Below are 23,909 nucleotides of genomic sequence, written 5' to 3'. Positions count from 1 at the left end.
CAGGTCACGCGGGCGCGGTACGATCATCGGATGAATCTGGCGTGCAATCCGCCGTGACCGACTGACCGCGAATGATCCAGCGCAAGACCCATCTCGACAGCCTCGCCATCGGCCTGCTCATTGCCTGCTGCGCCTTCTGGGGCCTGCAGCAGATCCTCATCAAGACCACCGTGACCGAGGTGCCGCCGCTGTGGCAGGCCTCGATCCGCATGAGCGGCGCGGTCGTGCTGCTGTGGCTGTGGTGTGTGTGGCGGCGCGTGCCGCTGTTCGAGCGCGACGGCACGCTGTGGCCGGGGCTGCTGGCCGGCCTGCTGTTCTCTGGCGAGTTCGCCGGCATCTACCTGGGGCTGCAGCACACCAGCGCCTCGCGGCTCACGGTGTTTCTCTACACCGCGCCTTTCTGGGTCTCTCTGCTGCTGCCGCGCTGGGTGCCCGCCGAACGGCTGCGCGGCTTCCAGTGGCTGGGCCTGTTCATCGCGTTCTCGGGCGTGGTGCTGGCCTTCAGCGAAGGCTTCGGCCACATGAGTTCGTCGCAGCTCGTCGGCGACGGCATGGCCCTGGCCGCCGGCATGCTCTGGGGCCTGACCACGCTGACGCTGCGCACCACGCGGCTGGCCACGGCCAGTGCGGAGAAGACGCTGTTCTACCAGGTGGCAGTGACGGCGGCGTTGTGCCCGGTGGTGTCGCTGGCGCTCGGCGAGCACTGGAGTTTTTCGTACTCCAGCTGGGCCTGGACCTCCATCGGCCTGCAGACCGTGATCGGCGCCTTCGCCAGCTACCTCACCTGGATGTGGCTGCTGCGGCACTACCCGGCCACGCAGATGTCGTCCTTCACCTTTCTCACGCCGCTGTTCGCGCTGGTGTTCGGCGTGGTGCTGCTGAAGGAGCCGCTCACGGCGCAGCTGATGGTGGCGCTGGTCGGCGTGGCGCTGGGCATCGTGCTGGTGAACCGGCGGCCTGCGGTACAACGCAGCGCATGAGCAAGACAACCACGAATTTCCAGCCGGTACTCGACGAGATCGTCGCCACCCTGCGCCCGCAGCTCGGCCAGGGCGGCACCGTCGCCAGCTACATCCCGGCGCTCGCGCGCATCGACGCACGGCAGTTCGGCATCGCGCTGCGCACCTGCGCCGGCGAAGAGGCCGGCGCGGGCGACTTCGAGACGCCCTTCTCGATCCAGAGCGTGTCCAAGCTCTTCACGCTGACGCTCGCCATGCAGCGCATGGGCGATGCGCTGTGGGAGCGCATCGGCCGCGAGCCTTCGGGCAACCCATTCAATTCGCTGGTGCAGCTGGAGAACGAACAGGGCAAGCCGCGCAACCCCTTCATCAATGCCGGCGCCATTGCGGTGGCCGACCGGCTGGTGAGCCACGCCAAGGCCAACGGCGGCAGCGCCAAGGCCGACATCCTGGCGCTCATGACGAGCCTGTGCGGCGAGCCCATCGGCTTCGACGACGAAGTCGCGCAATCGGAGGCCGACACGGGCTTTCGCAACATCGCGCTGGCCAACTTCATGAAGAGCTTCGGCAAGATCGACAATGACGTCGCGCCCGTGCTCGATACCTATTTCCACCAATGCGCGCTGCGCATGAGCTGCCGCCAGCTCGCGCGCGCCGCCGCCTTCCTGAGCCGCGACGGCGCCCACCCGATCGCCGGCGAGCCCGCGATCACCGGCGAGCGGCAGACCCGCCGCATCAACTCGCTGATGCTCACCTGTGGCACCTACGACGCGGCGGGCGACGTGGCCTTTTCCATCGGCCTGCCGTGCAAGAGCGGCGTGGGCGGCGGCATCGTGGCCGTCGTGCCTGACCGGCTCACGCTGTGCGTTTGGTCGCCGGCGCTCGATGCCACCGGCAATTCGCTGCTGGGCATGAAGGCGCTCGAGATGTTCGTGGCGCGCACGGGGCTGTCGGTGTTCTGAGCGGCGCCGCGAGTCACACGGCCGCGGCCACGGGCGCCGTGGCCAGGCAGCCCATGCCGTCGAGCGATGCTTCCACAGCCTCTTCGAGCGGCGTGTGGGGCTCGCGGCCGAGAAGGGCCACCAGCTTCGCGTTGTCCATGCCCACGGGCGTACGCCACAGGTAGCGCATCTCGCGCATTTCCCGGAACGTGACGACGAAAGGCGAGGCCAGCGTCAGCAGCCACCACGGGAAGGCCGACACGCCGACCCTGGCGCCGGTGCGGCGCGCCACCACCTTGCGGATGGCGTCGCTCATGCGCGTGCCGTCGGCGTCCCAGTGGCCGGCCATGTGGAAGCGGGCGAAGGGTTCGAGCCGGTCGCGCCGCGCCAGCAGTTCGACCATGGTGCGTGCCACGTCGGGCAGGTACGACCACTGGTGGCCCACACCGGCGCGGCCCGGGTAGCTCACGGCCTTGACCGGCTGCCCCGCCTTTACCAGCCCCTGCGAGAACCAGTTGTTGCCGGCCCTCGGGCCGAAGAAATCCCCGGCGCGCACGATCAGCACACGGGCGCCCTGGCGGCTCGCGTCTTCGAGGCGCCGTTCCATCTCCACGCGGATCGCGCCCTTGCGGGTGAGCGGGTGCTGCGGCGAGTCTTCGGCCAGCAGCGGGAAAGCGTCGGGGCCGAAGTTGTAGACCGTGCCGGGCAGCACGACGGTCGCGCCTTCGGCCTTCGCTGCGGCGATGGTGTTGTCGAGCATCGGCAGCACCAGCTCCGACCAGCGGCGGTAGCCCGGCGGGTTGACGGCATGCACGATGACCGCGCAGCCCTTTGCCGCCCTCCGCACGGCCTGCGCGTCCATCGCGTCGCCTGCCAGCCAGGTGATGCCTTCGCTCTTTCCCTCGGTCGCGCCGCGCTTGAGCGCGCGCACCTCCCAGCCCGCATCGCGCAGCTGGCGAGCCGCTTCGCTGCCGATGCCGCCCGTCGCGCCAAGAACCAGAACCGTGTCGTTGCGTGCCATGAAATGCTCCAGAAGAGTTGTCGATGGAGGAATTCTGGGTCTGGCCGGGTTCAATTGGAATTGCCGAACATAAGCTATCGGCCATACATTTATGTATGACATCGAACATCGGCTGGGAGCTCTACCGCACCTTCCTGAGCGTGCTGCGCGAGGGCTCGCTCTCGGGCGCCGCGCGCGCCCTGGGCATCACCCAGCCCACGACCGGGCGCCATGTGGCTGCGCTCGAGGAAGCCTTGGGCACGGCGCTCTTCACGCGCTCGCAGACGGGGCTGCTGCCCACCGAGGTGGCGCTGGCGCTGCGCACGCATGCCGAGGCCATGGAAAGCACCGCCGCCTCGCTGGAGCGCGCCGCCAGCAGCCAGGGCGAAGGCGTGCGCGGCGTGGTGCGCGTGTCAGGCAGCGAAGTGGTCTGCGCGGAAGTGCTGCCGCCCATCGTCGCGGGGCTTCGAGAGGCGCACCCGACGCTTAAGGTCGAACTGGTGGCGACCAACCGCGTGCAGGACCTGCTGCGGCGCGAGGCCGACATCGCCGTGCGCATGGTGCGCCCCAGGCAGGAGCAGCTGGTGGCGCGCCGCATCGGCAACATCGAGCTGGGCTTTCATGCGCATCGCGACTACCTCGCCCGCCACGGCACGCCGCGCAGGATGGAAGAACTGGCCGGGCACTCGCTGATCGGCTACGACCAGCCCACGGCCTTCGTGCGCAATGCTGGCAAGTCGCTCAAGGGCTTCACGCGCGACACTTTCTCGCTGCGCACCGACAGCGACCTGACCCAGCTGGCGCTGATCCGCGCCGGTGCCGGCATCGGCATCTGCCAGGCGGCGCTGGCCGGCCGAAACCCCGCGCTGGTACGGCTGATGCCGCGCACCTTCTCGATGAAGCTCGACACCTGGGTCACCATGCACGAGGACCTGCGCCACAGCCCGCGCTGCCGCGCCGCCTTCGACGCGCTGGTGGAAGGCCTCGCGCTGTACGTCGGCAGCTCGGCGGCAGAGGCGAAAATGGACCACGCCAGACCGACACCGACCGAATGACCGAACCCACCACAGACTCCGACATCCTCCCCCTGCAGGAAGACCGCCTCTGGCGCGACGACCGCTGGACCGCCCGCATCATCAAGAACGAGGAAGACGACGGCTGGGCCGTCGAGATGACCCGCCACGGCGACCCCGAGCCGGCACTGGTCGGCCCCTGGACCATGGGCCGCGACAAGAAGAACCCGAAGCCGCTCGACGGCCCCGCCTTCTCCACGCTGGTGAAGACCGCCGCCGAAGTCATCCGCCGCCACGAGCAGCAGCTTCACGCCACGCTCAACAAGAGCGTGACCGTCACCGCGCGCGACGACCGGCGCGTGCGCGTGGCGCTGGCCATCGTGCCCGACGAGGACAACCCCTCGGCCACGCTCAGCGCCTACGACGATGCCGACGACTCCGAGCTCGCCAGCGTGAACGTGTCGCCCGCGTTCAGGCTCACGGCCAGCAGCGCGAGCGCATGGATCGAATCCGGCTACGCGCGGCCGCGCTGACGCACCGGGTACCAACGCAATCAGCGAAATGACGTATGTGCAGCCCACGCTGAGTTGAGAACAATCGGCTTCGACGACACGAACCCATTGCTCCACCGGAAAGCCCGCATCGGTTGAACGCCGATCCGGGCTTTCTTGTTTACTTTCTCAACCATCCTTCAGGAGCAGCGTCATGAGACACGGTGATATTTCGAGCAGCAGCGATTGCGTGGGCGTCGCGGTCGTCAACTACAAGATGCCCCGCCTGCACACCAGGGCCGAGGTGCTGGACAACGCCCGCAAGATCGGCGAGATGCTGGTCGGCATGAAGAAGGGCCTGCCGGGCATGGACCTGGTGATCTTTCCCGAGTACTCGACGCACGGGATCATGTACGACGAGAAGGAGATGTACGACACGGCCGCCACCGTGCCGGGCGGCGAGACGGCCATCTTCGCCGACGCCTGCCGCCGCGCCAACGTGTGGGGCGTGTTCTCGCTGACCGGCGAGCGCCACGAGGAGCATCCGCACAAGGCGCCCTACAACACGCTGATCCTCATGAACAACAAGGGCGAGATCGTCCAGAAGTACCGCAAGATCATGCCGTGGGTGCCCATCGAGGGCTGGTATCCGGGCGACCGCACCTACGTGAGCGAAGGCCCCAAGGGCATGAAGATCAGCCTGATCGTCTGCGACGACGGCAACTACCCCGAGATCTGGCGCGACTGCACGATGCGCGGCGCCGAGCTCGTCGTGCGGTGCCAGGGCTACATGTACCCGGCCAAGGAGCAGCAGATCCTGGTGTCGAAGGCCATGGCCTTCATGAACAACACCTACGTGGCGGTGGCCAACGCGGCGGGCTTCGACGGCGTGTACTCGTACTTCGGCCACTCTGCGCTGATCGGCTTCGACGGCCGCACGCTGGGCGAGTGCGGCGAGGAGGAGATGGGCATCAACTACGCCGAACTGTCGATGAGCCTGATCCGCGACGCGCGCAGGAACGGCCAGTCGCAGAACCACCTGTTCAAGCTGCTGCATCGCGGCTACACGGGCACCATCAACTCGGGCGACGGCGACAAGGGGCTGGCAGCCTGCCCCTACGACTTCTACGCGAAGTGGATCAACGACCCCGAAGGCACGCGCGAGATGGTGGAAGCGCTCACGCGCAGCACGGCGGGCACGCCGGAGTGCCCCATCGAGGGCATTCCGAACGGGCCGGCGCAAGACCGATGAACATGGCTCAGGCCTGACTGAAGGTCTTCAGCACCTCGAGCACGCTCAGCGTCGCGCCGTCGAGCAGTGCATGCTGGCGATGCGCGATGCCCACGCGGCGCGTGAGCTTCGGGCTCACCGGCAGGATCTGCATGCGGTCGTTGCCCGGAACGATGTCGGTGGACTGCTGCAGCGGCAGGAGCGCGGCACCGTAGCCGGCCGCCACGAGGCTGCGCATGGCGGCGTCGTAGTTGAGCTCGATGCGCGCGCGCGGCGCGAAGCCGGCGGCGGCGAACCATTCCATCGTGAGGCGGTACATGTGCGTGGTGGCCTCGTTGAAGATCAGCGGCTGCGCCGCCAGCCAGGCCGGCGTGACGCGCTTCGGCGCCTTCCAGCGCCGCGGCACGAAGGCCATCATGGGCTGCTCGCACCATGGCGTGACGACGATGCCCCGCAGCGGCGGCTGCGGAATGGCGACCAGGCCGATGTCGAGCGTGCCCGCCGCCAGCCGCTCCATGGCCTCGTAGGAGCCGCGGATGCTCACCTCCACGTCGATGCCCGAGTGCTCCGCGCCCAGCGCCTCCAGCACCTGCGGCAGCAGGTCGACCAGCACACCGGTGGAAGTGCCCAGCCGCACCCGCCCCACCCGCCCCTCGGCCTGCCGCTTGACCGCCTCGACTGCGTCGTCGGTGTCGCGCAGCAGCTTGCGCCCGCGCTCCACCAGCGCGGCGCCTGCCGCCGTCGGCGTGATGCGCCGGTTGCCGCGCACCACCAGCGGCGCGTCGAGGCGCGATTCGAGTTCGCTGATGTGCAGGCTCACCGTGGGCTGCGCGAGGTGCAGCGCCCTGGCCGCCGCCGAGAACGTGCCCAGGTCGACGATGGCGATGAGGGTGCGCAGCTGGTCGAGGTTGAGTTGTCGCATCGGTTCACATCAGGAAAGGTGATGGCAAGTGTCAGGAATCTCAACTTCCACAATAGCATGCGGCACCTGAAGATGAGCGCTCCCAACCAAGGAGCCCATCGTGACCGCGCCAAAGCCATCGTCCTTCCATCAACGCCTGATCCATGCCCTGCGCGGCTGGCACCGCCGCGTGATGGATCGCCGCCGCATGCGCGCCGATGCATCGCAGCTTTCGCACATGAGCGATCACGAGCTGCGCGACCTGGGCATCGGGCGCAGTGAAGTGCCGCAGCTGCTGGACCGCGACCGTTACTGACACCGCCGGATTTGAGGTTCAAATCGGGGCCGTGCCCAAGCCAGTCCTTCCCGCCCTCCTTTCCATCGAACTCACTTCGCCGCAGTCGGTCAATGGCCGGCGCGCGGCTTTCCAGTCGCTCTGGCTGCTGGTGCGCATGCGGCATGCCCACGATGCCGCCGGCGTCGTGCGGCTGGCGGACCTGCGCGGCGAGGTGTCGGACGCAAGCACGCTGCGCATGGTCGTGAGCCGCGCGTTCCGCGACTTCAAGGCCTGGCGCATCGAGGTCGGCTGGGGCGAGGACACGCAGCGCGAGCCCCGCTTCCTCAATGCAGAGCGGCGCAGCCAGGGCCCGTTCTGGCTGCCGGCCGCCGAGGCGAAGCGCGTGCGCGTGCTGGTCGAAGGCCGCGCGGCCACGACGGCCGAGGTGGCGTCGTTCCTCGGGCTGCGTTCGCGTGGATCACAGGCCGCCCGGACCGCCGGCTCGCCGCCGCCCGATGCCGTGCACCTGCAGGACGCGGCTTTCTGGAAGCAGCTGGTCGCGTCGCAGCAGGCGGCGCGGCAGGGCCGGCTGATGGCGCCCGTGGCGGGCGAGAACACGGGTGGGAGCGCCCTCGAATCCATCCGCCTCGCCGGCACGCTGGCCGCCACCGACTTCCAGCGCGCACTGGTCACGCTCAACGAGGCCATGCTGTGGCGCCGCCTCGGCGACAACGAGCAGGCGCGGCGCCGGCTGCAGGCGCTCAAGAAGCAGCGGCTCGCGCACCACGTGGCGGGCAACGACTACCTCGGCGCGATGGAGTGCATCGTCTCGGCGTGGTGCGCCTACACCGCGCGCGACCTGCCACTGGCGCAGTCACTGCTGGGCGGCATGGCCGAGGACGCGGCGCGCGCGCTGGTGCTGCGGCACCACCCCGACGTGCGCTTCGAGTGGTGCAACCTGTGGGCGCTGGTGTGCCGCTCGCGCGCGCTGGCGCTGTCGGCCGACGACATGCCCGCGGCAGCCGCGCTCGCCGAGGAATCGCTGCGCCGCTTCGGCGAGGCGCTGGCGGCCGCCTTCGAGTCGCACTCCTTCGACGCGGCGCAGCACGTGGCCGCCAACATGGGCATGGCCGCATGGCTGTTCGACCGCGTGGGGCTGTCCGACCTGCCCGCGCTCGCGCACGACGGCAACGCCGACACCACCCGCCGCGCCGTGCAGTGGATCGCCTTCAGCGAATGGCTCTGCAGCCACACCGACGGGCAGGGCCGCTCGGCGTGGAACGCGATCTACCTGATGCGCATCGCGCGCGGCCACTGCAGGCCGGAGACCCGGCCCACGCTCGCGCAGTTCCGCGCGCAGAAGCCGCTGGACCCGGCCGCGGTTTCGGCGCTGGCCGGTCCGCTGGCCGACGCTTTCGACGCCGCGAATTGGCCGGCGCACTGGGTGCAGGTCGCGCAGGCGCGGCTGGCCGACCACCGGGCCGGGCAGCGCCGCTACCCGGGCCTGCAGCATTGCAGCCTGCTGTTCGAGCACGCCTGGTACGCGGCGCACGCGGGCGACCTGAAAGCGGCGGAGCAGTCGCTGGCCTCGCTGCGCGAAGCGCTGCCGCAGCTGGTGCCGAGCGATCGCGCCTACTTCACCGAATCGTGGAACGACGCGCTGCCGGCTGAACTGGTGCTGGAGGCGAAGCCGCCGCGTCGGCCGGCGGCGCGGAAGAAGGCTGCGTCGCGCGCGAGCTAGACTGGTTTCAGCAGCATGCCCGAGAACTCCAACGACCCCATCGACCTGGCCGCCCACCGCGAACGCCGCGCGCGGCAGCAGAAGCTGCGCGCAGCAGCGCAGGCATCGCACGGCGCCGATGCACCGGCGGAGCCGGGGCCGGACGAAGTGCCCTGCATCCGTTGCAAGGAGCCCGTCTTCGGCTACGCGCTGCGCTGTCCCCATTGCGGCGTGCATTTCAGCGGCCGCGCCGAAGACTTCGCGCCGAAGGAAGGTCTGTCGCGGCGCGCGAAGGCGCTCGTCACGCTGGTCGCCGTGGCGCTTCTGCTCGCGGGCCTGAGCGATGACATCGCGGCCCTGTGGTGGCGGATGAAGTGAGTCCTGCCGCGCTCAGCGCGCGGCGGACGGCTTGGCAGTCGACTTGCGCACCACCAGCTCCGGCCGCAGCACCACGGTCGAGGCCGACATCGAACGACCGTCGATCTCGTCGAACAGCATCTCGGCCGCGCGCCAGCCCAGCTCGCGGTGCGGCAGGCGGATGGTGGTGAGCGGCGGGTCGACCATGTCGACCAGCGGCATGTCGTTGTGGCCGGTGATGGAAATGTCCTTCGGCACGCGCAGGCCGGCTTCGCGCAGCGCGTCGTAGGCGCCCAGTGCCACGAGGTCGTTGCAGCACACCACGGCCTGCGGGGCGGCGCCGGCTTCGAGCATCTGCTTCATCGCCACCGCGCCGGCCTCGCGGCTGTAGCTCGCGCACTCGACCACGCGGAAAGGCTTCATGCGGTGGTCCCTCAAGGCCTGCTCCACGCCCAGCCGACGGCCCACGCCAGTGGGAATGTTCTGCGGGCCCGCGAGGTGGGCGATGCGCTTGTGGCCCAGACCCACGAGGTGGTCGACCGCGAGTTTCATCGCCAGCCGGTCGTCGCTGACGACGGCCGGTAGACGGCCGGTTTCGTCGGCCCGGTTGACCAGCACCGCGGTCATGCCGGCCTGGGTGACGAACTCGATCAGCGGGTCGTCGCGCGTGGCGGTAGCCATGACCACCCCGTCGACCCGCTGCGCCAGCATGCGCTCCAGCACGGGCCGTGCGAGCGCGGGATCCACAACGTTGGTGACGAACACGAAGTACCCGCGCGCCGCCGCGCTGGCCTCGATGCCCTGCAGGATGGGCGGGAACACCGCGTTGGTGATGTCCGGCACCAGCACGCCGATGGTGTGGGTGCGGCCCGTTCGCAGCGCCGAGGCCGCGCGGTTGGGCCGGTAGCCCAGGCGCTGCGCCGCCTCCTCGACCACGCGCAGCACCTCGTCACTGATCAGCGAGCGCTTCTCGGGGCTGAGCGCGCGGGAGACGGTCGACACGTGCACACCGGCGGCGCGGGCGACGTCGCGGATGGTCACGGGCGTGGAAGTTGGGCTGGTACTCATGGATTGATGCAAACGGTTGTCGTGCCGATCAGGGCTGCCAAGGCTTTCTGCTATTCCTGACCTGCCGAATGGGGTCATTTTACTTTTCAGCGATTTGGACTAATATCGTGCAAACGATTGCACAAATCCGCCATGAACATCGCCACCTCCCCCGAATCGGTACTGAGCTTCACGCTCGATGCCATGAAACGCACGCCCGACCCGCGGTTGCGCACCGTGATGGAAGCCGTCACGCGCCACCTGCATGCCCTGGTGCAGGAAGTGAAGCTGACGGAAGAAGAGTTCGAGCAGGCGCTCGAATTCATCGTCGCCATCGGCCATGCCACGGGCGAGACCAAGAACGAGGTGGTGCTGGCGGCGGACATCCTGGGTGTGTCGACCGTGGTCGCGCTGCAGAACAACCAGGACCCGCATGGCGAATCGCCGGCCGCGCTGCTCGGGCCGTTCTGGCGCGCGAACTCGCCGGACTGCGCAATGGGCGAGAGCATCGCGCGCTCGGGCACGCCGGGCATTCCACTCGAAGTGACGGGCACGGTGCGTGACGGCAAGGGCCGGCCGGTGGCCGGCGCCACGGTCGACGTGTGGCAGGCCTCGCCCATCGGTCTCTACGAAAACCAGGACCCGTCGCAGGAAGACATGAACCTGCGCGGCCGTTTCAGCACCGACGCCGAGGGCCGCTTCCACTTCCGCAGCGTGCGCCCTGCCGGCTACCCCGTACCGACCGACGGGCCCTGCGGCGTGCTGTTGCGCGCGCAGCAACGCCACCCGAACCGACCCGCGCACCTGCACTTCATGGTCAGCAAACCGGGGCACAAGGTGCTGATCACGCAGGTGTTCGCGGACGACGACGAGAACCTCGAGAGCGACCCGACCTTCGGCGTGACGCGGCGACTGATCGGCCGCTTTGCATTGGCACCCGACGGCAAGAGCGCATCGATGCACCACGACTTCGAGCTCGAACCCGGCGAAATGAAGTTCCCACGGCCGCCCATTCCCTGAATCAACAACTTCTTCCAACACTTATGAGCTTCGATCCCGTTTCCAGACTCGACGGCAAGGTCGCAGTCATCACCGGCGGCCTCGGTGCCATCGGCTACGCCACGGCCACGCGGCTTGCCGCGCTGGGCGCGACCTGCGTGCTGCTACACCGCAAGAGCGACGATGCGGCCGCCCGCGCCGCCGCGCTGCCTTCAGCCAACGGCCAGCGCCACACGGCGATCCGCGCCGACATCGTCGACACGGCGAGCCTGAATGCCGCCGCCGCGGAGGTGAAGGCTACGCATGGCCGCTGCGACATCCTCGTCAACAGCGCGGGTCACACGCAACCGGTGCCGGCCGCCGACCTCGACGCGCTGACCGACGAGCTCATCGACGACATCGTGCGCGCCAACTTCCGCGGCGTGTTCGCCACCATCCGCGCCTTCGCGCCGATGCTGAAGGCCAGCGGCGACGGGCTGGTGGCCAACATCTCTTCCATTGCCGGCTTCACGGGTGTGGGCAGCAACCTCGCCTACGTGGCCGCCAAGGCGGGGCTCGACGTGGTGGGCGACGCGCTGGCCAAGGCGCTCGCGCCATCGGTGCGCGTGGTGTCGGTGTCGCCGGGCGCGGTCGAATCGGGTTTCGTGCCCGGGCGCGGCGCGGAGTTCGCGAACAAGATGGCCAGCACCACGCCGCTGGGCCGCATCGGCTTGCCCGACGACGTGGCGGCCACGGTCGAAGCGCTGGCCACCACGCTGCGCTTCGTGACCGGCACGCGCATCGTGGTCGACGGAGGGCGCCACCTGTGAACACCGGCAAGACACTCATCACCTGCGCGGTCACGGGCAACCTCGTGAAGCCGGAGCAGACGCCGCACCTGCCGATCACGCCGGTGCAGATCGCCGACGAGTGCCTCGCCGCGGCCGAGGCCGGCGCGGCGCAGGTGCACATCCACGTGCGCCATCCCGAAACCGGCAAGCCTTCGATGGAGATCGAGCTGTACCGCGAGGTGGTCGAACGCATCCGCCGCGGGAACCGCGAGCTGATCGTCAACCTCACGACCGGGCCGGGCGGGCGCTTCATTCCGAGCGAGGACGACCCCAAGATCGCCGCACCGGGCACCACGCTGCTGCCACCCGAGAAGCGCGTGGAACACATCGCACTCATCAGGCCCGACGTGTGCTCGCTCGACCTCAACACCATGAACTCGGGGCCCGACGTGGTCATCAACACGCCGAAGAACGTGCGGCGCATGGCGAAGGTGATGCGCGAGGCCGGTGTGAAGCCCGAGTTGGAGATCTTCGACTCCGGCGACATCAACCTCGCGCTCGACCTGATCGCCGACGGCACGCTCGACGGCCCGGCCATGTGGACCTTCGTGCTCGGCGTGAAGTACGGCTTCGCGCCCACGCCCGAGACGCTGCTCTATGCACGCAACATGCTGCCGCGCGGCGCCTTCTGGAGCGCTTTCGGCATCGGGCGCATGGAGTTCCCGATCGTCGCGCAGTCGTGGCTGCTGGGCGGGCATGTGCGCGTGGGCATGGAAGACAACATCTACCTCGAGAAGGGCGTGCTCGCCGAGAGCAACGCGCAGTTGGTGGCGAAGGCACGCGACATCCTCGTGAGCCTGGGCGGTGAAGTTGCGAATCCGCGTGAGGCACGCGCGATGCTGGGGTTGCCGGATGCCCGGAGCTAGCGTGGACTCCTGCATCTCTCCATCTTGTGCGCGGCGTCGTTCGGGGCGCGATCCCGCCGACGGGGTACCTTGCTCCGCGAATGTCCCCCGGCCTTCGGCCTCCTCCTTTATTTCGCTGCGCAAGGCACCCCGCCAGCGTGATCGATGGACGCGGTCGTCGATCGGCGGTTCACCAGCAGCGTGCACTGTGCACAGGGCGTCGGGTGCTCCCCGCAGCGAAATAAAGGAGGAGCCGAAGGCGGGGGACATTCGCGGAGGGGAGTACCCGGCGGCCTGTGCACGCACCCCGAACAACAGCGCCAAGAACACAAGCACCCAGCAACACAGCACGCAGGAAATACCAAAATGAACGTCGCTGCCATGCACACGACCCACACCTCCCGCGCATTGCGCGTGAACGAGAAGGCCGCCAACCTCGACGCACTGCAGCTGCACGCCTCGCCGCAGGCCGAACCCACGCCGCCTCCAAGCCATGCCGTCGTCCGCATCGCCGCCGCTGCAGTGAACCCAAGCGACGTCAAGGCGACGCTGGGCCTCATGCCGCAGGCCGTGTGGCCGCGCACCCCCGGCCGCGACTTCGCGGGCACCGTGGTGAGCGGTCCTTCCGAATGGATCGGCCGCGAGGTCTACGGCTCCGGCGGTGACATCGGCATCACACGCGACGGCTCGCATGCGCGCTACCTCGTGCTGCCCGAGCAGGCACTGCGCGCCAAACCCCGCGGCATCTCGATGGACGAGGCCGGCGCGGTGGGCGTGCCCTTCGTCACAGCCTACGAAGGCTTTCGCCGCAGCGGCATGCCGCAGGCGGGCCAAACAGTGTTGGTGCTCGGCGCCAACGGCAAGGTCGGGCAGGCCGCGGTGCAGCTGGCGTCGCAGGCCGGTGCGCGCGTGATCGCGGTGCAGCGGCGTGCCGGTCCCTTCGAGGGCTTTGCCAGCGGACCGGTGGACGTGATCGATGCGCGCCACCACGCCGACGTGGGCGCGCAGGTGCGCGAACTCACCGACGGGCGCGGTGCGCACATCGTCTACAACACCGTCGGCAGCGCCTACTTCGAGGCCGCCAACAAGGCGATGGCCAAGGGCGCGACGCAGATCTTCATCGCCACGCACGAGCGCGCGGTGCCCTTCGACATCTTCGCGTTCTACCGGGGCATGCACACCTACGTGGGCATCGACTCGCTGGCCATGGACTGCATCGCCAGCACCGCGCAGCTCGACGCCATGCGCGAAGGCTTCGAACGCGGCACGCTGAAGCCCTTTCCCGTCGCACGCAGCTTCACGCTCGACGATGCGATCGACGCCTACCGGCTGGTGCTCTCGGGCAGCACCGACCGCGTCGTGCTGCGACCCTGAACCCTGGAGCACCCGACCATGCACGTCACCCGTTTCAACGAAGCGCCGCACTACGAGGCGCCCAACCACTTCGACATGCGCTGCCTGCGCCTTCAAGGCAAGGAGGCCGGGCCGTCCACGCAGATGTGGATGGGCGTGAGCCAGATCCTTCCCGGGGGCCACACCGGGCTCGACGGCTCGCCGATGGAAAAGCTGTATCTCGTGCTCGAAGGCCAGCTGCACGTGGTCGGCGAGATCGACGGCGCGCACCAGGAAGACGTGCTCGAGCCCTACGACAGCTGCCGCTTCGCGCCCGGCGAAAAGCGCCAGCTGGAGAACCGGAGCAACCGGCCGGTGCTGGTCGCGCTGGTGATGCCGAACGCGCCGCCGGCGTAGCGGCCTCTCCTCTTTCAGTCATTCATCGCTCATCGAACAAATCAACGGAGACAAGACGCATGAAGAAGACATCCCAATGGAGCCGCAGGCAGACACTGGCGGCGGCAGCAGCCTTGGCGGCCTGCGCGCTGACCGGCGCCCACGCACAGGGTCCGTGGCCGGGCACGCAGCCGATCAAGCTGGTCGTGCCCTTCACCGCAGGCAGCGGCACCGACATCGTCGCACGCCTCGTGGCCGAGAAGCTCGGGCCCGCGCTGGGCACCAGCGTGATCGTCGACAACAAGCCCGGTGCCGGAGGCACGCTGGGCGCGGCCATCGCGGCCAAGTCGCCGGCCGATGGCTACACGCTGCTGGTGCATTCGGCCGGCCACCTTGTGAACCCGTGGATCTACAAGGGCCTGTCGTACGACACGATCAAGGACTTCACCGGCATCACGCCGATGGCGAGCCTGCCCAACGTGCTGGTCACCGCGCCCTCGCATTTCGCGAACGTGCAGGACCTCGTCGCGAAGGCCAAGGCCAAGCCCGGCGGCTTCAACTACGGCTCGGCGGGCAACGGCTCGGCCACGCACATGAACGCCGAGGTGTTCCGCCTCGCGGCCGGCATCGACGCGCAGCACGTTCCGTTCCGTGGCACGCCCGAGGCCATGACCGAGGTGATGGCCGGGCGCGTCGACTGGTTCTTCGCGCCGATGGTGTCGGCCCTGCCGCTGATCAAGACCGGCAGGCTGCAGGCACTGGCCGTGGGCACGGGCAAGCGCTCGTCGGCGCTGCCCGATGCGCCGACCACCGTGGAAGCGGGCGTGCCGGGCTCGGAGTACCTGTTCTGGGTCGGCCTGTTCGCACCCGCGAAGACGCCGCAGCCGGTGGTCGATCGCCTGCAGGCCGAGGTCGCGAAAATCATGGTGTCGCCCGAGCTGAAGGAACGGCTGGAGAAGCTCGGTGCCGAGCCGTTCACCATGCCTTCGGCGCAGTTCAACAAGTTCCTCGTGGACGAGACCGGCAAGGCGCAGCAGGTGGTGAAGGCAGCGAGCATCAAGGTCGACTGACATGGCACGCACGCTCTTCACGGCGGCGGCCCTCGCCGCCGGCTTTCTCATGCCCGGTGCCGCGCAGGCGCAACCGGCCGACCTCGTCGTGACCAACGCGAAGATCGCCACGCTCGATGCCGCCGGCACCACCGCGCAGGCGCTCGCCGTGCGCGGCGGCCGCATCGTGGCCGTCGGCAATGCCGCACAGATGCGCGCGCTCTCGGGCTCCGCGACACGCACCGTGGATGCGGGCGGACGCACCGTCATTCCCGGTCTCATCGACTCGCACATGCACGCGGTACGCGCGGCGCTGAGCTATTCGACCGAAGTCAACTGGATCGGCGCGGGCACCATCACCGAAGCCATGGCGCGCATCCGCACCGCCGCTACAAATGCCCGCCCCGGCGGCTGGCTGATCGTTGCAGGCGGCTGGACCGAACAGCAGTTCGCGGAGCGCCGACGACCAACGCTGGCCGAGCTGCAGGAGGCCGCGCCGGACCACCCGGTGTACGTGCAGCTTTTCTACGAAGCGGTGGTGATGACGCCCAAGGCCCTCGAAGCACTGGCTGTTCCGCCCGGCACCCTGCCTGCCGGCATGAAGCCCTCGCCCGACGGTGCGCCGGGCTGGATGACCGGCGACATCGTCGGCATCTCGGCCCTTTTCGACAAGCTGCCCAAGCCGACCTACGACGACAACGTAGCGGGCACGCGCGCGTTCTTCAGCGAGCTGAACCGGCTCGGCATCACCGGCCTGGTGGACCCGGGCGGCTTCAGCATTGCGCCCTCGCAGTACGCGGCGCTGTTCGAGCTGTGGCGCGAGAAGGCGCTGACGCTGCGCGTGGCCTACAGCGTGTTCGCGCAGAAGCCCGGCGCCGAGCTGCAGGAGTTTCGTGACCTCACGCAGATGCTGCCCATGGGCTTCGGCGACGACATGCTGAAGTTCAACGGCCTGGGCGAACGCGTGACGCTCGCGATGTACAACAACAACTTCCCCGACGAAGCGGTGAAGGCGAAGTTCTATGAGCTCATCAAATGGGCGGCCACGAAGAAGCTCGCGGTCACCATCCATTGGCAGGAGAACGGCTCGGTCGATCATCTGCTCGGGCTGTACGAAAAGCTGAACGCCGAGGTGCCGATCAACGGCCTGCGCTGGTCCATCGCGCACCTGGACGATGCTTCGCCCGAGACGCTCGCGCGCATGAAGGCGCTGGGCATCGGCTGGACCATGCAGGACGCGATGTACTTCCAGGGCGACCGCGCGCTCGCCGTGCGCGGCGACGCGGCGCGCCGCATGCCGCCCGTCGGCACGGCCCTGCGCGCCGGCGTGAACGTGGGCGCTGGCACCGATGCGCATCGCGTGGCCTCGTACAACCCCTTCGTCGCGCTGCAGTGGATGCTCGACGGCAAGACCGTGAGCGGCAAGATGATGCGCGGGCCCGACGAGACACCCACGCGCGAGCAGGCGCTGCGGCTCTACACGGCGGGCAGCGCGTGGTTCAGCTTCGACGAGGGCAAGCGCGGCACGCTGGAGGTCGGCAAGCTCGCGGACTTCGCGGTGCTCGACCAGGACTTCTTCACCGTGCCGCTGGAGCGCATTGGCAAGACCACCTCGGTGATGACCGTGGTGGGCGGGCGCGTGGTGTATGCAGCGCGGCCCTTCGATGCGGCGACGACTCCGATGGCCAGGGCACCCCAGGGGTTGCAGGCGGCGATTCAGTCGGCCTCGGACGGCGCGCGCTGAAGCGCCCGCCGCACACGCTCGCGCAGCACCGGCAGCACCTCGCTCTCGAACCACGGGTGGTGCTTGAACCAGCCCGTGTTGCGCGGCGAAGGATGCGGCAGCGGAATAAAGCGCGGTGCGTAGTCGGCAAAGGCCTCGACCGTCTCGGTCACGTTGGCGCGCGCGGTCTTGCCCAGGAAGTGGCGCTGCGCGTACTGGCCGATGAGCAGCGTCAACTCGATGCGCGGCATCTGCGCGAGCAGCCTGTCTTGCCACAGCGGCGCGCATTCCTTGCGCGGCGGCAGGTCGCCGCTGGTGCCGCGGCCGGGGTAGCAGTAGCCCATCGGCATGAGCGCGATGCGTGCCGCGTCGTAGAAGGTGGCGCGGTCGACGCCGAGCCAGCGGCGCAGCTGCTCGCCGCTCTTGTCATCCCACGGCACGCCGGTCTTGTGAACGGTGAGGCTGGGCGCCTGCCCGACGATCAGCAGCCGGGCGCTTGCGCTCGCTTGCACCACTGGGCGCGGCCCCAGCGGCAGGTGCGCCTCGCACGCGCGGCAGGCGCGGATCTCGGCGAGCAGCACATCCACGGCGCCTCAGCCGGCGAACGGGCGGAAGAAGGCGTCGAGTTCGGCGCCCTGCGCCGCGTCCGCGAAACCGTCGAAGCGGCCCTGCTCGGCCAGCGTGCGCGCGGCGCGCATGAAGCCGCCCCAGGCCGCGCGCGCCATCGCGCCGCCCACGCTCACGCGGCGCACGCCGAGTTCGGCGATGTCCTGCATCGTGAGTTCGCTGGCCGCGCCGACCAGCAGGTTGACCGGCTTGGGCGCCACGGCCGCGACCACCGCCGCGATCTGCTCGCGGGTCTTGATGCCGGGCGCATAGAGACAGTCGGCGCCTGCATCCGCGTACGCCTTGAGCCGCGCGATGGCGTCGCCGAGGTCCGGGCGGCCGGCGAAGAAGTTCTCGGCGCGACCGACGAGCAGCACGTCGGCGCCCGACGCATCGATGGCCTTGCGCGCGGCGCGCATGCGTTCGACCGCGATGTCGATGGCGAAGAGCGGATCGGCGGCGTTGCCCGTTGAGTCCTCGATCGAGAGGCCTGCCACGCCGGTCTCGATGGCCAGACGCACGCTCTCGGCCACGCCTTGCGCGTCGGCGGCAAAGCCGTTCTCGAAGTCGGCATTCACGGGCAAGTCGGTGGCATCCACCAGCTCACGCAGATGGGCAAGGATCGATTCGCGCGACATCGCGCCGTCGGCCCGGCCGTGCGACCACGCGAAGCCCGAGCTGGTGGTGGCGAGCGCCTTGAAGCCCATGCCCGCGAGGAAGCGCGCGCTGCCCGTGTCCCACGGGTTCGGAATGACGAAACAGCCTTGTGCATGGAGCGCCCGGAAGTCGGCGCGTTTCTGGGCGATGGTGCGGGTCATGGGAACCTGGGCTTTCTTTCGGTATGCGCGACGGCGAGCTCCGCATTCTGACGCGGCCCTGTCCGCACGTCACGACGTTGCGCAGTCCGGCAATTCGGTGTCTGATCGCGCCCCATGTCCTACGTCATTGCGCTTTTCATCCACCTGCTGTGCGCCGCCTTCTGGGTCGGCGGCATGGCCACCATGCACTTCGCAGTGCGCCCTTCTGCTGTCGCCACGCTGGAGCCGCCATTGCGCCTGCGCATGATGGCCGCGACGCTGCGGCGCTTCTTCGTGGGGGTGGACGCATCGGTCACGCTGCTGTTCGTGACCGGCGTGACGATGATCCTCGCGGCCGGCGGCTTCCGCGCCGTGCACTGGCGCATCGAGGCGATGATGAGCATCGCGATCGTGATGGCCGCGATCTATATCTACATCCGCGCGTCGGTGTTCAGGGCGCTGCGGCGCGCGGTGGACGAAAGCGCATGGCCAGCGGCGGCCGCGCGGCTGAACACCGTGCGCCAGCTGGTGATCGTGAACCTGGCGCTGGGGGTTGTGGTGTTCGGGGTTGCGACCATAGGACGGGCGGGGTAGGCAGCGCCCGCCACGCCCCCTACCTCACGAAGCCTGGACGAAACGGTAGTCCAGGTGCGTCACCAGCGCCGAGCCGTCGGCGCGCACGGGCACCAGCTTCATCTCGCCGGGTGCGAGGCCGTCGAGCAACCGCTTTCCCGCGCCCAGCAGGTTCGGCGCGACGTGGATCGTGCATTCGTCGAGCAAGCCCGCCCGGATGGCCTGGCGGACGGTGTCGATGCCGCCGGAGATGCGCACGTCCTTGCCGCCGGCCGCGGCCTTGGCTTGCGCCAGCGCGCTCGCGAGGCCGTCGGTCACGAAATGGAAGGTGGTGCCGCCCTGGCGCACCCAGGGTTCGCGCGGCGAATGCGTGAGCACGTACACGGGCCCGCGGAACGGCGGGTTCTCGGGCCAGCCGACCTCGCCTTCGTCGAACATGCGCCGGCCCATGACGTAGGCACCGGTGCGTGCGAACACATGCTGGACCCGCGCGTCGTCGGGCGTGCCCTGCTCGCCACCGCCGCCGGGAATGCCGAGGATTTCGCGGAAGGTGGCGGTCTGGAAGATCCAGCCGTGCATGGCGCGGCCGCCGTCGCCCATCGGATTGCCGGGGCTGGCGTTCGGGCCCGCCATGTACCCGTCGAGCGAGATGCCCACGTCGAAGAAGACCTTGCTGCTCATACGTCGCTTTCCGGCGGCGAAGCCGGCCTGGGTTGCAGAGAAGGCGGAGTCTATGCGCGAGCCCGCCCGCTGCAAACAGGGGGCGGGCCGCGCGTGTCGACGCAGAGGCTCAGACGAGGTTCAGCTCGACATGGATGTTGCCGCGCGTGAGCTTGGAGTACGGGCAGGTCTGGTGCGCGGTGTCGACCACGGCGCGCGCGGTCTCGCGGTCCAGGCCCGGCAGGCTCACGTTCAGGCGCGCCTGCAGCACGTACTGGCCTTCCTGCAGCACCAGGTCGACCTCGGCATCCACCGCCAGGTCGGCCGGCAGCTTGACCTTCAAGCCGCCCGCGGCCTTGCCCATGGCACCGATGAAGCAGGCCGACCAGCCGGCCGCGAACAGCTGCTCGGGGTTGGTGCCCGTGCCGTTGCCGCCGGGGGGCGACAGCTGGATGTCGAGGTTGCCGTCACTGCTGCGCGATGCGCCCTGGCGGCCGCCGGTGGTGTGGGTCTTGCCGGTGTAGAGAACTTGCTTGTCGGTCATGGTGCTTCTTCGGATGAGAGGGGATCGCGGTGAAGGTGGCGTTGTGCGGGCCGGGCTCAGAGGGCCAGGCGGTCGATGCCGTGGGCCGTGGCAACAGCCTGGGCGCGCACCGCGGCGCGGTCCAGCGTGCTGGTGAAGCGCTCGTCGGGGCCGGCGCCTGCACCGTCTGCGTAGATGTTGCCGGCGCGGGCCGCGGCGATGGCGCCGGCGCGGGCCTGGGCACGGTCGCTCAGGCCGGCCACGACGGCGGGCACGCCTGCGGTGGCGCCGTCGGCGTACGGGTCTGCACCGTGGGCGGCGACCACACCCGCGGCCTGCACGGCGGTACGGCTGGCGGACGACTGGAATTGCAGGACGCCCTGGTAGTCCTCTGCGCTGGCGCCGATGGCGAAAGCGGAAAGAGCGGCGGCGGCGATCAGGAGCTTGGTGGTTTTCATGGCAATGTCTTTCAAAGATGAAGGGTGAAGGAGTCGGTTGAACACCATCGCCTCCTCGGTGCATGTGTCGTCGGTGGCGATGTATGAATTACATCGGCGGGCTGTATCCACGATGTGTCGAGCCACCGGCAGATTTGCATGCGCGTGTGTACGCCGCGCCGGCCAGACACAGTGGCGTACAAATCGGAAAGGAAAGCCGGGGAAAGGCGGCCGCGCAGAGGGCAACCGACCGGCCGGGCTGCAGCTAGGCGGCCGGGCCCTTGAGCTCGACGGTGTTGCCGTCGGGGTCGCTCAGGTAGATCGACGGGCCGTAGCCCTCGGCGCCGAAGTTGTTCTGCACGTCGCCGTGAAGGGCCACGCCGTGGCGCGCCATCAGCGCGCGGATGCCCGCTTCGTCGAAGGGCTCGACGCGCAGGCAGAGGTGGTCGACGTTGCGGCCCTCGGCGCCGGGCAACGCACCGCCCTGGCGGCCCAGCGGGCCGTCGGGCGTGACGAGATCGATGAGGCTGGCGCCGGCGCGCAGGTGCACCAGGCCCAGGTCGTCGCGGCGCTTCTCGACGGTGCAGCCGAGCACGTCGACATAGAACGCGACGGCGCGTTCCATGTCCTTCACGCGCAGCACGATGTGGTCGATGCGCAGCACCGAGAACGGCGGGCGCACCGGGTTCGTCATGCCGGCCTCTTCTTCAGACGACGCCGGCTGAGCGCAGGGCATCGAAGCGTGCCGCATCGATGCCCATTTCCGCCAGCACTTCCTGCGTGTGCTGCCCCAGCGCCGGCGGCGCATGGCGCAGCACCGGCGGCGTGGCCGTGAGCCGCAGCGGGCTCGCCACGCCGGTGATGCTGGCGATGCCGTCGCCCGCGTCGCGCGGCAGCGTGACCTTCAGGCCGCGCGCCTGGACTTGCGCATCGTCGAAGGCCTGCGCGATGTCGTTGATCGGGCCGCAGGGCACGGCCTTGTCTTCAAGCAGCGTGACCCATGCGGCCGTGGTGCGGGTGCGCGTGAGTTCTTCCATCATGGGGATCAGCACCAGGCGGTGCTTCACGCGCAGCGTGTTGGTCGCGAAGCGCGCGTCGCTCGCCCATTCCGCGTGGCCTGCCGCTTCGCAGAAGCGTGCGAACTGCCCGTTGTTGCCGATGGCCAGCAGCATCGAACCATCCTGCGTCGGAAAGTCTTGATAGGGCGCGAGGCTCGGGTGCGTGTTGCCCTGGCGGCCGGGCGCCTTGCCGGTGTTGAGGAAGGCGCTGGCCTGGTTGGCGAGGATGGCCATGCCCACGTCGAGCAGCGCCATGTCGATGTGCTGGCCTTCGCCGGTGCGTTCGCGCACCTGCAGCGCCGCGAGGATGGCCGTGCTGGCGTAGACGCCGGTGAACAGGTCGGTGAGCGCCACGCCCACGCGCAGCGGACCGCCGCCGGGCACGTCGTCGGGGCGGCCGGTGATGCTCATCATGCCGGTCATGGCCTGGATCATCAGGTCGTAGCCCGCGCGCTCGGCGTACGGGCCGTCGTGGCCGAAGCCGGTCACGCTGCAGTAGATGAGGCGCGGGTTGGCCGCGCGCAGGCTCTCGTGGTCGAGGCCGTATTGCTTCAGGCCGCCGGTCTTGAAGTTCTCCACCACGATGTCGGCCTGCGCCGCCATCTGCTTGAGCAGCGCCTGCCCGTCGGGCGTGGCCATGTCGATGGTGACGGAGCGCTTGTTGCGGTTGCAGGACGTGAAGTAGCTGGCCTGGTCGGTGTCGTTGCCGTCCGCGTCCTTGATGAAGGGCGGGCCCCAGGTGCGCGTGTCGTCGCCGACGCCGGGCCGTTCGATCTTGACGACGTCGGCGCCCAGGTCCGCGAGGATCTGCGTGCACCACGGGCCCGCGAGCACGCGGGACAGATCGAGGACCTTGATGCCGTCGAGAGCTGCGGGCTTCGTTGTCATGCGTGTCAGTTGGCGAAAGCTGCGATGCCGGTGATGGCGCGGCCAAGGATGAGCGCGTGGATGTCGTGCGTGCCTTCATAGGTGTTGACCACTTCGAGGTTCACCAGGTGGCGTGCCACGCCGAACTCGTCGCTGATGCCGTTGCCGCCCATCATGTCGCGCGCCAGGCGGGCGATGTCCAGGGCCTTGCCGCAGTTGTTGCGCTTCATGATCGAGGTGATCTCGACCGAGGCCGTGCCTTCGTCCTTCATGCGGCCCAGGCGCAGGCTGCCTTGCAGGCCCAACGTGATCTCTGTCTGCATGTCGGCCAGCTTCTTCTGGATCAGCTGGTTGGCGGCCAGCGGGCGGCCGAACTGCTTGCGGTCCAGCGTGTACTGGCGGGCGCGGTGCCAGCAGTCTTCGGCGGCGCCGAGCGCCCCCCACGAGATGCCGTAGCGGGCGCTGTTCAGGCAGGTGAACGGGCCCTTCAGGCCTTGCACTTCAGGGAAGGCGTTTTCTTCAGGGCAGAACACGCCATCCATGACGATTTCGCCGGTGATGCTGGCGCGCAGGCCGACCTTGCCGTGGATCGCGGGGGCGCTCAGGCCCTTCATGCCCTTCTCGAGCACGAAGCCGCGGATCGGGCCGACGGTGCCGCTTTCGCTGACTTCCTTGGCCCACACCACGAACACGTCGGCGATGGGCGAGTTGCTGATCCACATCTTCGAGCCGCTGAGCGAATAGCCGCCCGGCACCTTCTTGGCGCGCGTGGCCATGCTGCCGGGGTCGGAGCCGTGGTCGGGTTCGGTCAGGCCGAAACAGCCGATCCATTCGCCGGTGGCGAGCTTGGGCAGGTACTTCTGCTTCTGGCCTTCGGTGCCGAATTCGAAGATGGGCACCATCACCAGCGAGCTCTGCACGCTGGCCATCGAGCGGTAGCCGGAGTCGACGCGCTCGACTTCGCGGGCGATCAGGCCGTAGGCCACGTAGTTGAGGCCGGGGCCGCCGTACTGCTCGGGAATCGTGGGGCCGAGCAGGCCGAGCGCGCCCATTTCGCGAAAGATGGCGGGGTCGGTCTCGCCGGTGCGGAAGCCCTCGATGACGCGGGGCGCGAGGCGCTCCTGGCAGTAGGCATTGGCCGCGTCGCGGATCATGCGTTCTTCGTCGGTCAGTTGCTGGTCGAGAAGAAGGGGGTCGTCCCAGTGGAATTGCGCTTTGGCGGCCATGTGCTGTCTCCGGAAGAGGAAAAGAGAAAAGGGGGAATGAGGCCGATGCTA

27 protein-coding genes are annotated in these 23,909 nt (G+C 69.0%); 16 read left to right on the top strand and 11 right to left on the bottom strand.

What is annotated here, in order from left to right; translation table 11 throughout:
* The first annotated feature begins 71 nt into the window (after nt 1-71).
* Both ASD05_RS29135 and ASD05_RS29130 read left to right on the top strand, forming a co-directional pair.
* Entirely contained in the window at nt 72-980 is a 909-nt protein-coding gene (locus ASD05_RS29135; RefSeq protein WP_056600297.1) for a DMT family transporter, read from the top strand.
* Nucleotides 977-1,921 (top strand): glutaminase, encoded by a 945-nt coding sequence (locus ASD05_RS29130; RefSeq protein WP_056600293.1) that lies wholly within the window; start codon nt 977-979, stop codon nt 1,919-1,921. Before ASD05_RS29135 ends, ASD05_RS29130 begins: the two co-directional genes overlap by 4 nt.
* Before the next feature lie 13 nt (nt 1,922-1,934).
* On the opposite strand, the gene ASD05_RS29125 is transcribed toward ASD05_RS29130, so the two are convergent.
* A complete protein-coding gene (locus ASD05_RS29125; RefSeq protein WP_056600289.1) occupies nt 1,935-2,921 on the bottom strand; it encodes an NAD-dependent epimerase/dehydratase family protein in 987 nt (328 codons plus the stop codon).
* A gap of 95 nt (nt 2,922-3,016) precedes the next feature.
* On the opposite strand from ASD05_RS29125, the gene ASD05_RS29120 reads away from it, so the two are divergent.
* The 3 genes from ASD05_RS29120 to ASD05_RS29110 all read left to right on the top strand — a co-directional run bounded on the left by ASD05_RS29120 (nt 3,017) and on the right by ASD05_RS29110 (nt 5,656).
* Entirely contained in the window at nt 3,017-3,955 is a 939-nt protein-coding gene (locus tag ASD05_RS29120; protein ID WP_056600286.1) for a LysR family transcriptional regulator, read from the top strand.
* Nucleotides 3,952-4,446, top strand: a complete 495-nt coding sequence (locus ASD05_RS29115; protein ID WP_056600283.1) for a hypothetical protein — start codon at nt 3,952-3,954, stop codon at nt 4,444-4,446. The genes ASD05_RS29120 and ASD05_RS29115 overlap by 4 nt, the downstream gene beginning before the upstream one ends.
* Nucleotides 4,447-4,618: 172 nt before the next feature.
* Nucleotides 4,619-5,656, top strand: coding sequence for an aliphatic amidase (locus ASD05_RS29110; RefSeq protein ID WP_056600279.1), 1,038 nt, complete (start codon nt 4,619-4,621; stop codon nt 5,654-5,656).
* A 7-nt stretch (nt 5,657-5,663) separates the two neighbouring features.
* On the opposite strand, the gene ASD05_RS29105 is transcribed toward ASD05_RS29110, so the two are convergent.
* Entirely contained in the window at nt 5,664-6,557 is an 894-nt protein-coding gene (locus ASD05_RS29105) for a LysR family transcriptional regulator (RefSeq protein WP_056600277.1), read from the bottom strand.
* Between the two features lie 100 nt (nt 6,558-6,657).
* Between ASD05_RS29105 and ASD05_RS29100 the strand changes: the two genes are divergently transcribed.
* The 3 genes from ASD05_RS29100 to ASD05_RS29090 are packed head-to-tail and all read left to right on the top strand — an operon-like array spanning nt 6,658 to nt 8,911.
* On the top strand, nt 6,658-6,852 hold the full coding sequence (locus tag ASD05_RS29100) for a DUF1127 domain-containing protein (protein ID WP_007837912.1): 195 nt from the start codon (nt 6,658-6,660) through the stop codon (nt 6,850-6,852).
* Between the two features lie 31 nt (nt 6,853-6,883).
* Complete coding sequence (locus tag ASD05_RS29095; RefSeq protein ID WP_056600274.1) at nt 6,884-8,554, top strand: hypothetical protein; 1,671 nt, start codon at nt 6,884-6,886, stop codon at nt 8,552-8,554.
* Between the two features lie 15 nt (nt 8,555-8,569).
* Nucleotides 8,570-8,911, top strand: a complete 342-nt coding sequence (locus tag ASD05_RS29090) for a hypothetical protein (RefSeq protein ID WP_056600271.1) — start codon at nt 8,570-8,572, stop codon at nt 8,909-8,911.
* Between the two features lie 12 nt (nt 8,912-8,923).
* Here the strand turns inward: ASD05_RS29090 and ASD05_RS29085 are convergent, their stop codons facing one another.
* Nucleotides 8,924-9,958: a LacI family DNA-binding transcriptional regulator gene (locus tag ASD05_RS29085; RefSeq protein WP_007837931.1), complete on the bottom strand. Its 1,035-nt coding sequence runs from the start codon at nt 9,956-9,958 to the stop codon at nt 8,924-8,926.
* A gap of 132 nt (nt 9,959-10,090) precedes the next feature.
* Here ASD05_RS29085 and ASD05_RS29080 point away from each other — a divergent pair, with 132 nt between their 5' ends.
* From ASD05_RS29080 to ASD05_RS29050, 7 genes are all read left to right on the top strand, one after another.
* Nucleotides 10,091-10,957: a dioxygenase gene (locus tag ASD05_RS29080; RefSeq protein ID WP_056600267.1), complete on the top strand. Its 867-nt coding sequence runs from the start codon at nt 10,091-10,093 to the stop codon at nt 10,955-10,957.
* Between the two features lie 23 nt (nt 10,958-10,980).
* Nucleotides 10,981-11,745, top strand: coding sequence for an SDR family NAD(P)-dependent oxidoreductase (locus ASD05_RS29075; protein WP_056600264.1), 765 nt, complete (start codon nt 10,981-10,983; stop codon nt 11,743-11,745).
* Nucleotides 11,742-12,632 carry a 3-keto-5-aminohexanoate cleavage protein gene (locus tag ASD05_RS29070; protein ID WP_056600261.1) on the top strand — a complete coding sequence of 297 codons (891 nt, stop codon included), beginning with the start codon at nt 11,742-11,744 and terminating at the stop codon, nt 12,630-12,632. Before ASD05_RS29075 ends, ASD05_RS29070 begins: the two co-directional genes overlap by 4 nt.
* Nucleotides 12,633-12,977: 345 nt before the next feature.
* Nucleotides 12,978-13,985 (top strand): quinone oxidoreductase family protein, encoded by a 1,008-nt coding sequence (locus ASD05_RS29065; RefSeq protein ID WP_235508146.1) that lies wholly within the window; start codon nt 12,978-12,980, stop codon nt 13,983-13,985.
* An 18-nt stretch (nt 13,986-14,003) separates the two neighbouring features.
* Nucleotides 14,004-14,360: a cupin domain-containing protein gene (locus tag ASD05_RS29060; protein ID WP_007832571.1), complete on the top strand. Its 357-nt coding sequence runs from the start codon at nt 14,004-14,006 to the stop codon at nt 14,358-14,360.
* A gap of 59 nt (nt 14,361-14,419) precedes the next feature.
* A complete protein-coding gene (locus ASD05_RS29055; protein WP_056600258.1) occupies nt 14,420-15,409 on the top strand; it encodes a tripartite tricarboxylate transporter substrate binding protein in 990 nt (329 codons plus the stop codon).
* Nucleotide 15,410: 1 nt separating this feature from the next.
* Complete coding sequence (locus ASD05_RS29050) at nt 15,411-17,132, top strand: amidohydrolase (protein WP_056600255.1); 1,722 nt, start codon at nt 15,411-15,413, stop codon at nt 17,130-17,132.
* Here the strand turns inward: ASD05_RS29050 and ASD05_RS29045 are convergent.
* Both ASD05_RS29045 and ASD05_RS29040 read right to left on the bottom strand, forming a co-directional pair.
* Nucleotides 17,105-17,698: a uracil-DNA glycosylase family protein gene (locus ASD05_RS29045; protein WP_056600252.1), complete on the bottom strand. Its 594-nt coding sequence runs from the start codon at nt 17,696-17,698 to the stop codon at nt 17,105-17,107. The genes ASD05_RS29050 and ASD05_RS29045 overlap by 28 nt on opposite strands.
* Before the next feature lie 6 nt (nt 17,699-17,704).
* Entirely contained in the window at nt 17,705-18,535 is an 831-nt protein-coding gene (locus ASD05_RS29040) for an isocitrate lyase/PEP mutase family protein (protein ID WP_056600249.1), read from the bottom strand.
* A gap of 114 nt (nt 18,536-18,649) precedes the next feature.
* Between ASD05_RS29040 and ASD05_RS29035 the strand changes: the two genes are divergently transcribed.
* Nucleotides 18,650-19,108 carry a CopD family protein gene (locus ASD05_RS29035; protein WP_056600246.1) on the top strand — a complete coding sequence of 153 codons (459 nt, stop codon included), beginning with the start codon at nt 18,650-18,652 and terminating at the stop codon, nt 19,106-19,108.
* Nucleotides 19,109-19,132: 24 nt separating this feature from the next.
* Here the strand turns inward: ASD05_RS29035 and ASD05_RS29030 are convergent, their stop codons facing one another.
* The 6 genes from ASD05_RS29030 to ASD05_RS29005 all read right to left on the bottom strand — a co-directional run bounded on the left by ASD05_RS29030 (nt 19,133) and on the right by ASD05_RS29005 (nt 23,858).
* Nucleotides 19,133-19,768: a dihydrofolate reductase family protein gene (locus ASD05_RS29030; RefSeq protein ID WP_056600243.1), complete on the bottom strand. Its 636-nt coding sequence runs from the start codon at nt 19,766-19,768 to the stop codon at nt 19,133-19,135.
* Nucleotides 19,769-19,877: 109 nt separating this feature from the next.
* The gene (locus tag ASD05_RS29025) at nt 19,878-20,291 is read right to left on the bottom strand and encodes an organic hydroperoxide resistance protein (RefSeq protein ID WP_056600239.1); all 414 of its coding nucleotides are present in this window, start codon (nt 20,289-20,291) and stop codon (nt 19,878-19,880) included.
* Between the two features lie 56 nt (nt 20,292-20,347).
* The gene (locus tag ASD05_RS29020; protein WP_235508145.1) at nt 20,348-20,728 is read right to left on the bottom strand and encodes a helicase SNF2; all 381 of its coding nucleotides are present in this window, start codon (nt 20,726-20,728) and stop codon (nt 20,348-20,350) included.
* A gap of 244 nt (nt 20,729-20,972) precedes the next feature.
* Entirely contained in the window at nt 20,973-21,401 is a 429-nt protein-coding gene (locus ASD05_RS29015; RefSeq protein WP_056600368.1) for a VOC family protein, read from the bottom strand.
* Nucleotides 21,402-21,414: 13 nt separating this feature from the next.
* Nucleotides 21,415-22,653: a CaiB/BaiF CoA transferase family protein gene (locus ASD05_RS29010; RefSeq protein ID WP_056600233.1), complete on the bottom strand. Its 1,239-nt coding sequence runs from the start codon at nt 22,651-22,653 to the stop codon at nt 21,415-21,417.
* A gap of 5 nt (nt 22,654-22,658) precedes the next feature.
* Nucleotides 22,659-23,858 carry an acyl-CoA dehydrogenase gene (locus tag ASD05_RS29005; RefSeq protein WP_056600230.1) on the bottom strand — a complete coding sequence of 400 codons (1,200 nt, stop codon included), beginning with the start codon at nt 23,856-23,858 and terminating at the stop codon, nt 22,659-22,661.
* Between the last annotated feature and the right edge of the window lie 51 nt (nt 23,859-23,909).

The sequence above is a fragment of the Variovorax sp. Root434 genome (assembly GCF_001426595.1).
Classification (GTDB): Bacteria; Pseudomonadota; Gammaproteobacteria; order Burkholderiales; family Burkholderiaceae_C; genus Variovorax.
The sequence above is the reverse complement of the archived record's forward strand: the minus strand, read 5'-3'. Positions and strand labels throughout refer to the sequence as shown.

Bases quoted from the DNA above. Each gene is read 5' to 3' on its own strand.
- ASD05_RS29005 (WP_056600230.1), bottom strand. From the start codon at position 23,858: ATGGCCGCCAAAGCGCAATTCCACTGGGACGACCCCCTTCTTCTCGAC.
- ASD05_RS29135 (WP_056600297.1), top strand. From the start codon at position 72: ATGATCCAGCGCAAGACCCATCTCGACAGCCTCGCCATCGGCCTGCTC.
- ASD05_RS29030 (WP_056600243.1), bottom strand. From the start codon at position 19,768: ATGAGCAGCAAGGTCTTCTTCGACGTGGGCATCTCGCTCGACGGGTAC.
- ASD05_RS29080 (WP_056600267.1), top strand. From the start codon at position 10,091: ATGAACATCGCCACCTCCCCCGAATCGGTACTGAGCTTCACGCTCGAT.
- ASD05_RS29075 (WP_056600264.1), top strand. From the start codon at position 10,981: ATGAGCTTCGATCCCGTTTCCAGACTCGACGGCAAGGTCGCAGTCATC.
- ASD05_RS29085 (WP_007837931.1), bottom strand. From the start codon at position 9,958: ATGAGTACCAGCCCAACTTCCACGCCCGTGACCATCCGCGACGTCGCC.
- ASD05_RS29130 (WP_056600293.1), top strand. From the start codon at position 977: ATGAGCAAGACAACCACGAATTTCCAGCCGGTACTCGACGAGATCGTC.
- ASD05_RS29055 (WP_056600258.1), top strand. From the start codon at position 14,420: ATGAAGAAGACATCCCAATGGAGCCGCAGGCAGACACTGGCGGCGGCA.
- ASD05_RS29125 (WP_056600289.1), bottom strand. From the start codon at position 2,921: ATGGCACGCAACGACACGGTTCTGGTTCTTGGCGCGACGGGCGGCATC.
- ASD05_RS29060 (WP_007832571.1), top strand. From the start codon at position 14,004: ATGCACGTCACCCGTTTCAACGAAGCGCCGCACTACGAGGCGCCCAAC.
- ASD05_RS29115 (WP_056600283.1), top strand. From the start codon at position 3,952: ATGACCGAACCCACCACAGACTCCGACATCCTCCCCCTGCAGGAAGAC.
- ASD05_RS29015 (WP_056600368.1), bottom strand. From the start codon at position 21,401: ATGACGAACCCGGTGCGCCCGCCGTTCTCGGTGCTGCGCATCGACCAC.
- ASD05_RS29050 (WP_056600255.1), top strand. From the start codon at position 15,411: ATGGCACGCACGCTCTTCACGGCGGCGGCCCTCGCCGCCGGCTTTCTC.
- ASD05_RS29120 (WP_056600286.1), top strand. From the start codon at position 3,017: ATGACATCGAACATCGGCTGGGAGCTCTACCGCACCTTCCTGAGCGTG.
- ASD05_RS29105 (WP_056600277.1), bottom strand. From the start codon at position 6,557: ATGCGACAACTCAACCTCGACCAGCTGCGCACCCTCATCGCCATCGTC.
- ASD05_RS29010 (WP_056600233.1), bottom strand. From the start codon at position 22,653: ATGACAACGAAGCCCGCAGCTCTCGACGGCATCAAGGTCCTCGATCTG.
- ASD05_RS29025 (WP_056600239.1), bottom strand. From the start codon at position 20,291: ATGACCGACAAGCAAGTTCTCTACACCGGCAAGACCCACACCACCGGC.
- ASD05_RS29065 (WP_235508146.1), top strand. From the start codon at position 12,978: ATGAACGTCGCTGCCATGCACACGACCCACACCTCCCGCGCATTGCGC.
- ASD05_RS29020 (WP_235508145.1), bottom strand. From the start codon at position 20,728: ATGAAAACCACCAAGCTCCTGATCGCCGCCGCCGCTCTTTCCGCTTTC.
- ASD05_RS29090 (WP_056600271.1), top strand. From the start codon at position 8,570: ATGCCCGAGAACTCCAACGACCCCATCGACCTGGCCGCCCACCGCGAA.
- ASD05_RS29035 (WP_056600246.1), top strand. From the start codon at position 18,650: ATGTCCTACGTCATTGCGCTTTTCATCCACCTGCTGTGCGCCGCCTTC.
- ASD05_RS29040 (WP_056600249.1), bottom strand. From the start codon at position 18,535: ATGACCCGCACCATCGCCCAGAAACGCGCCGACTTCCGGGCGCTCCAT.
- ASD05_RS29110 (WP_056600279.1), top strand. From the start codon at position 4,619: ATGAGACACGGTGATATTTCGAGCAGCAGCGATTGCGTGGGCGTCGCG.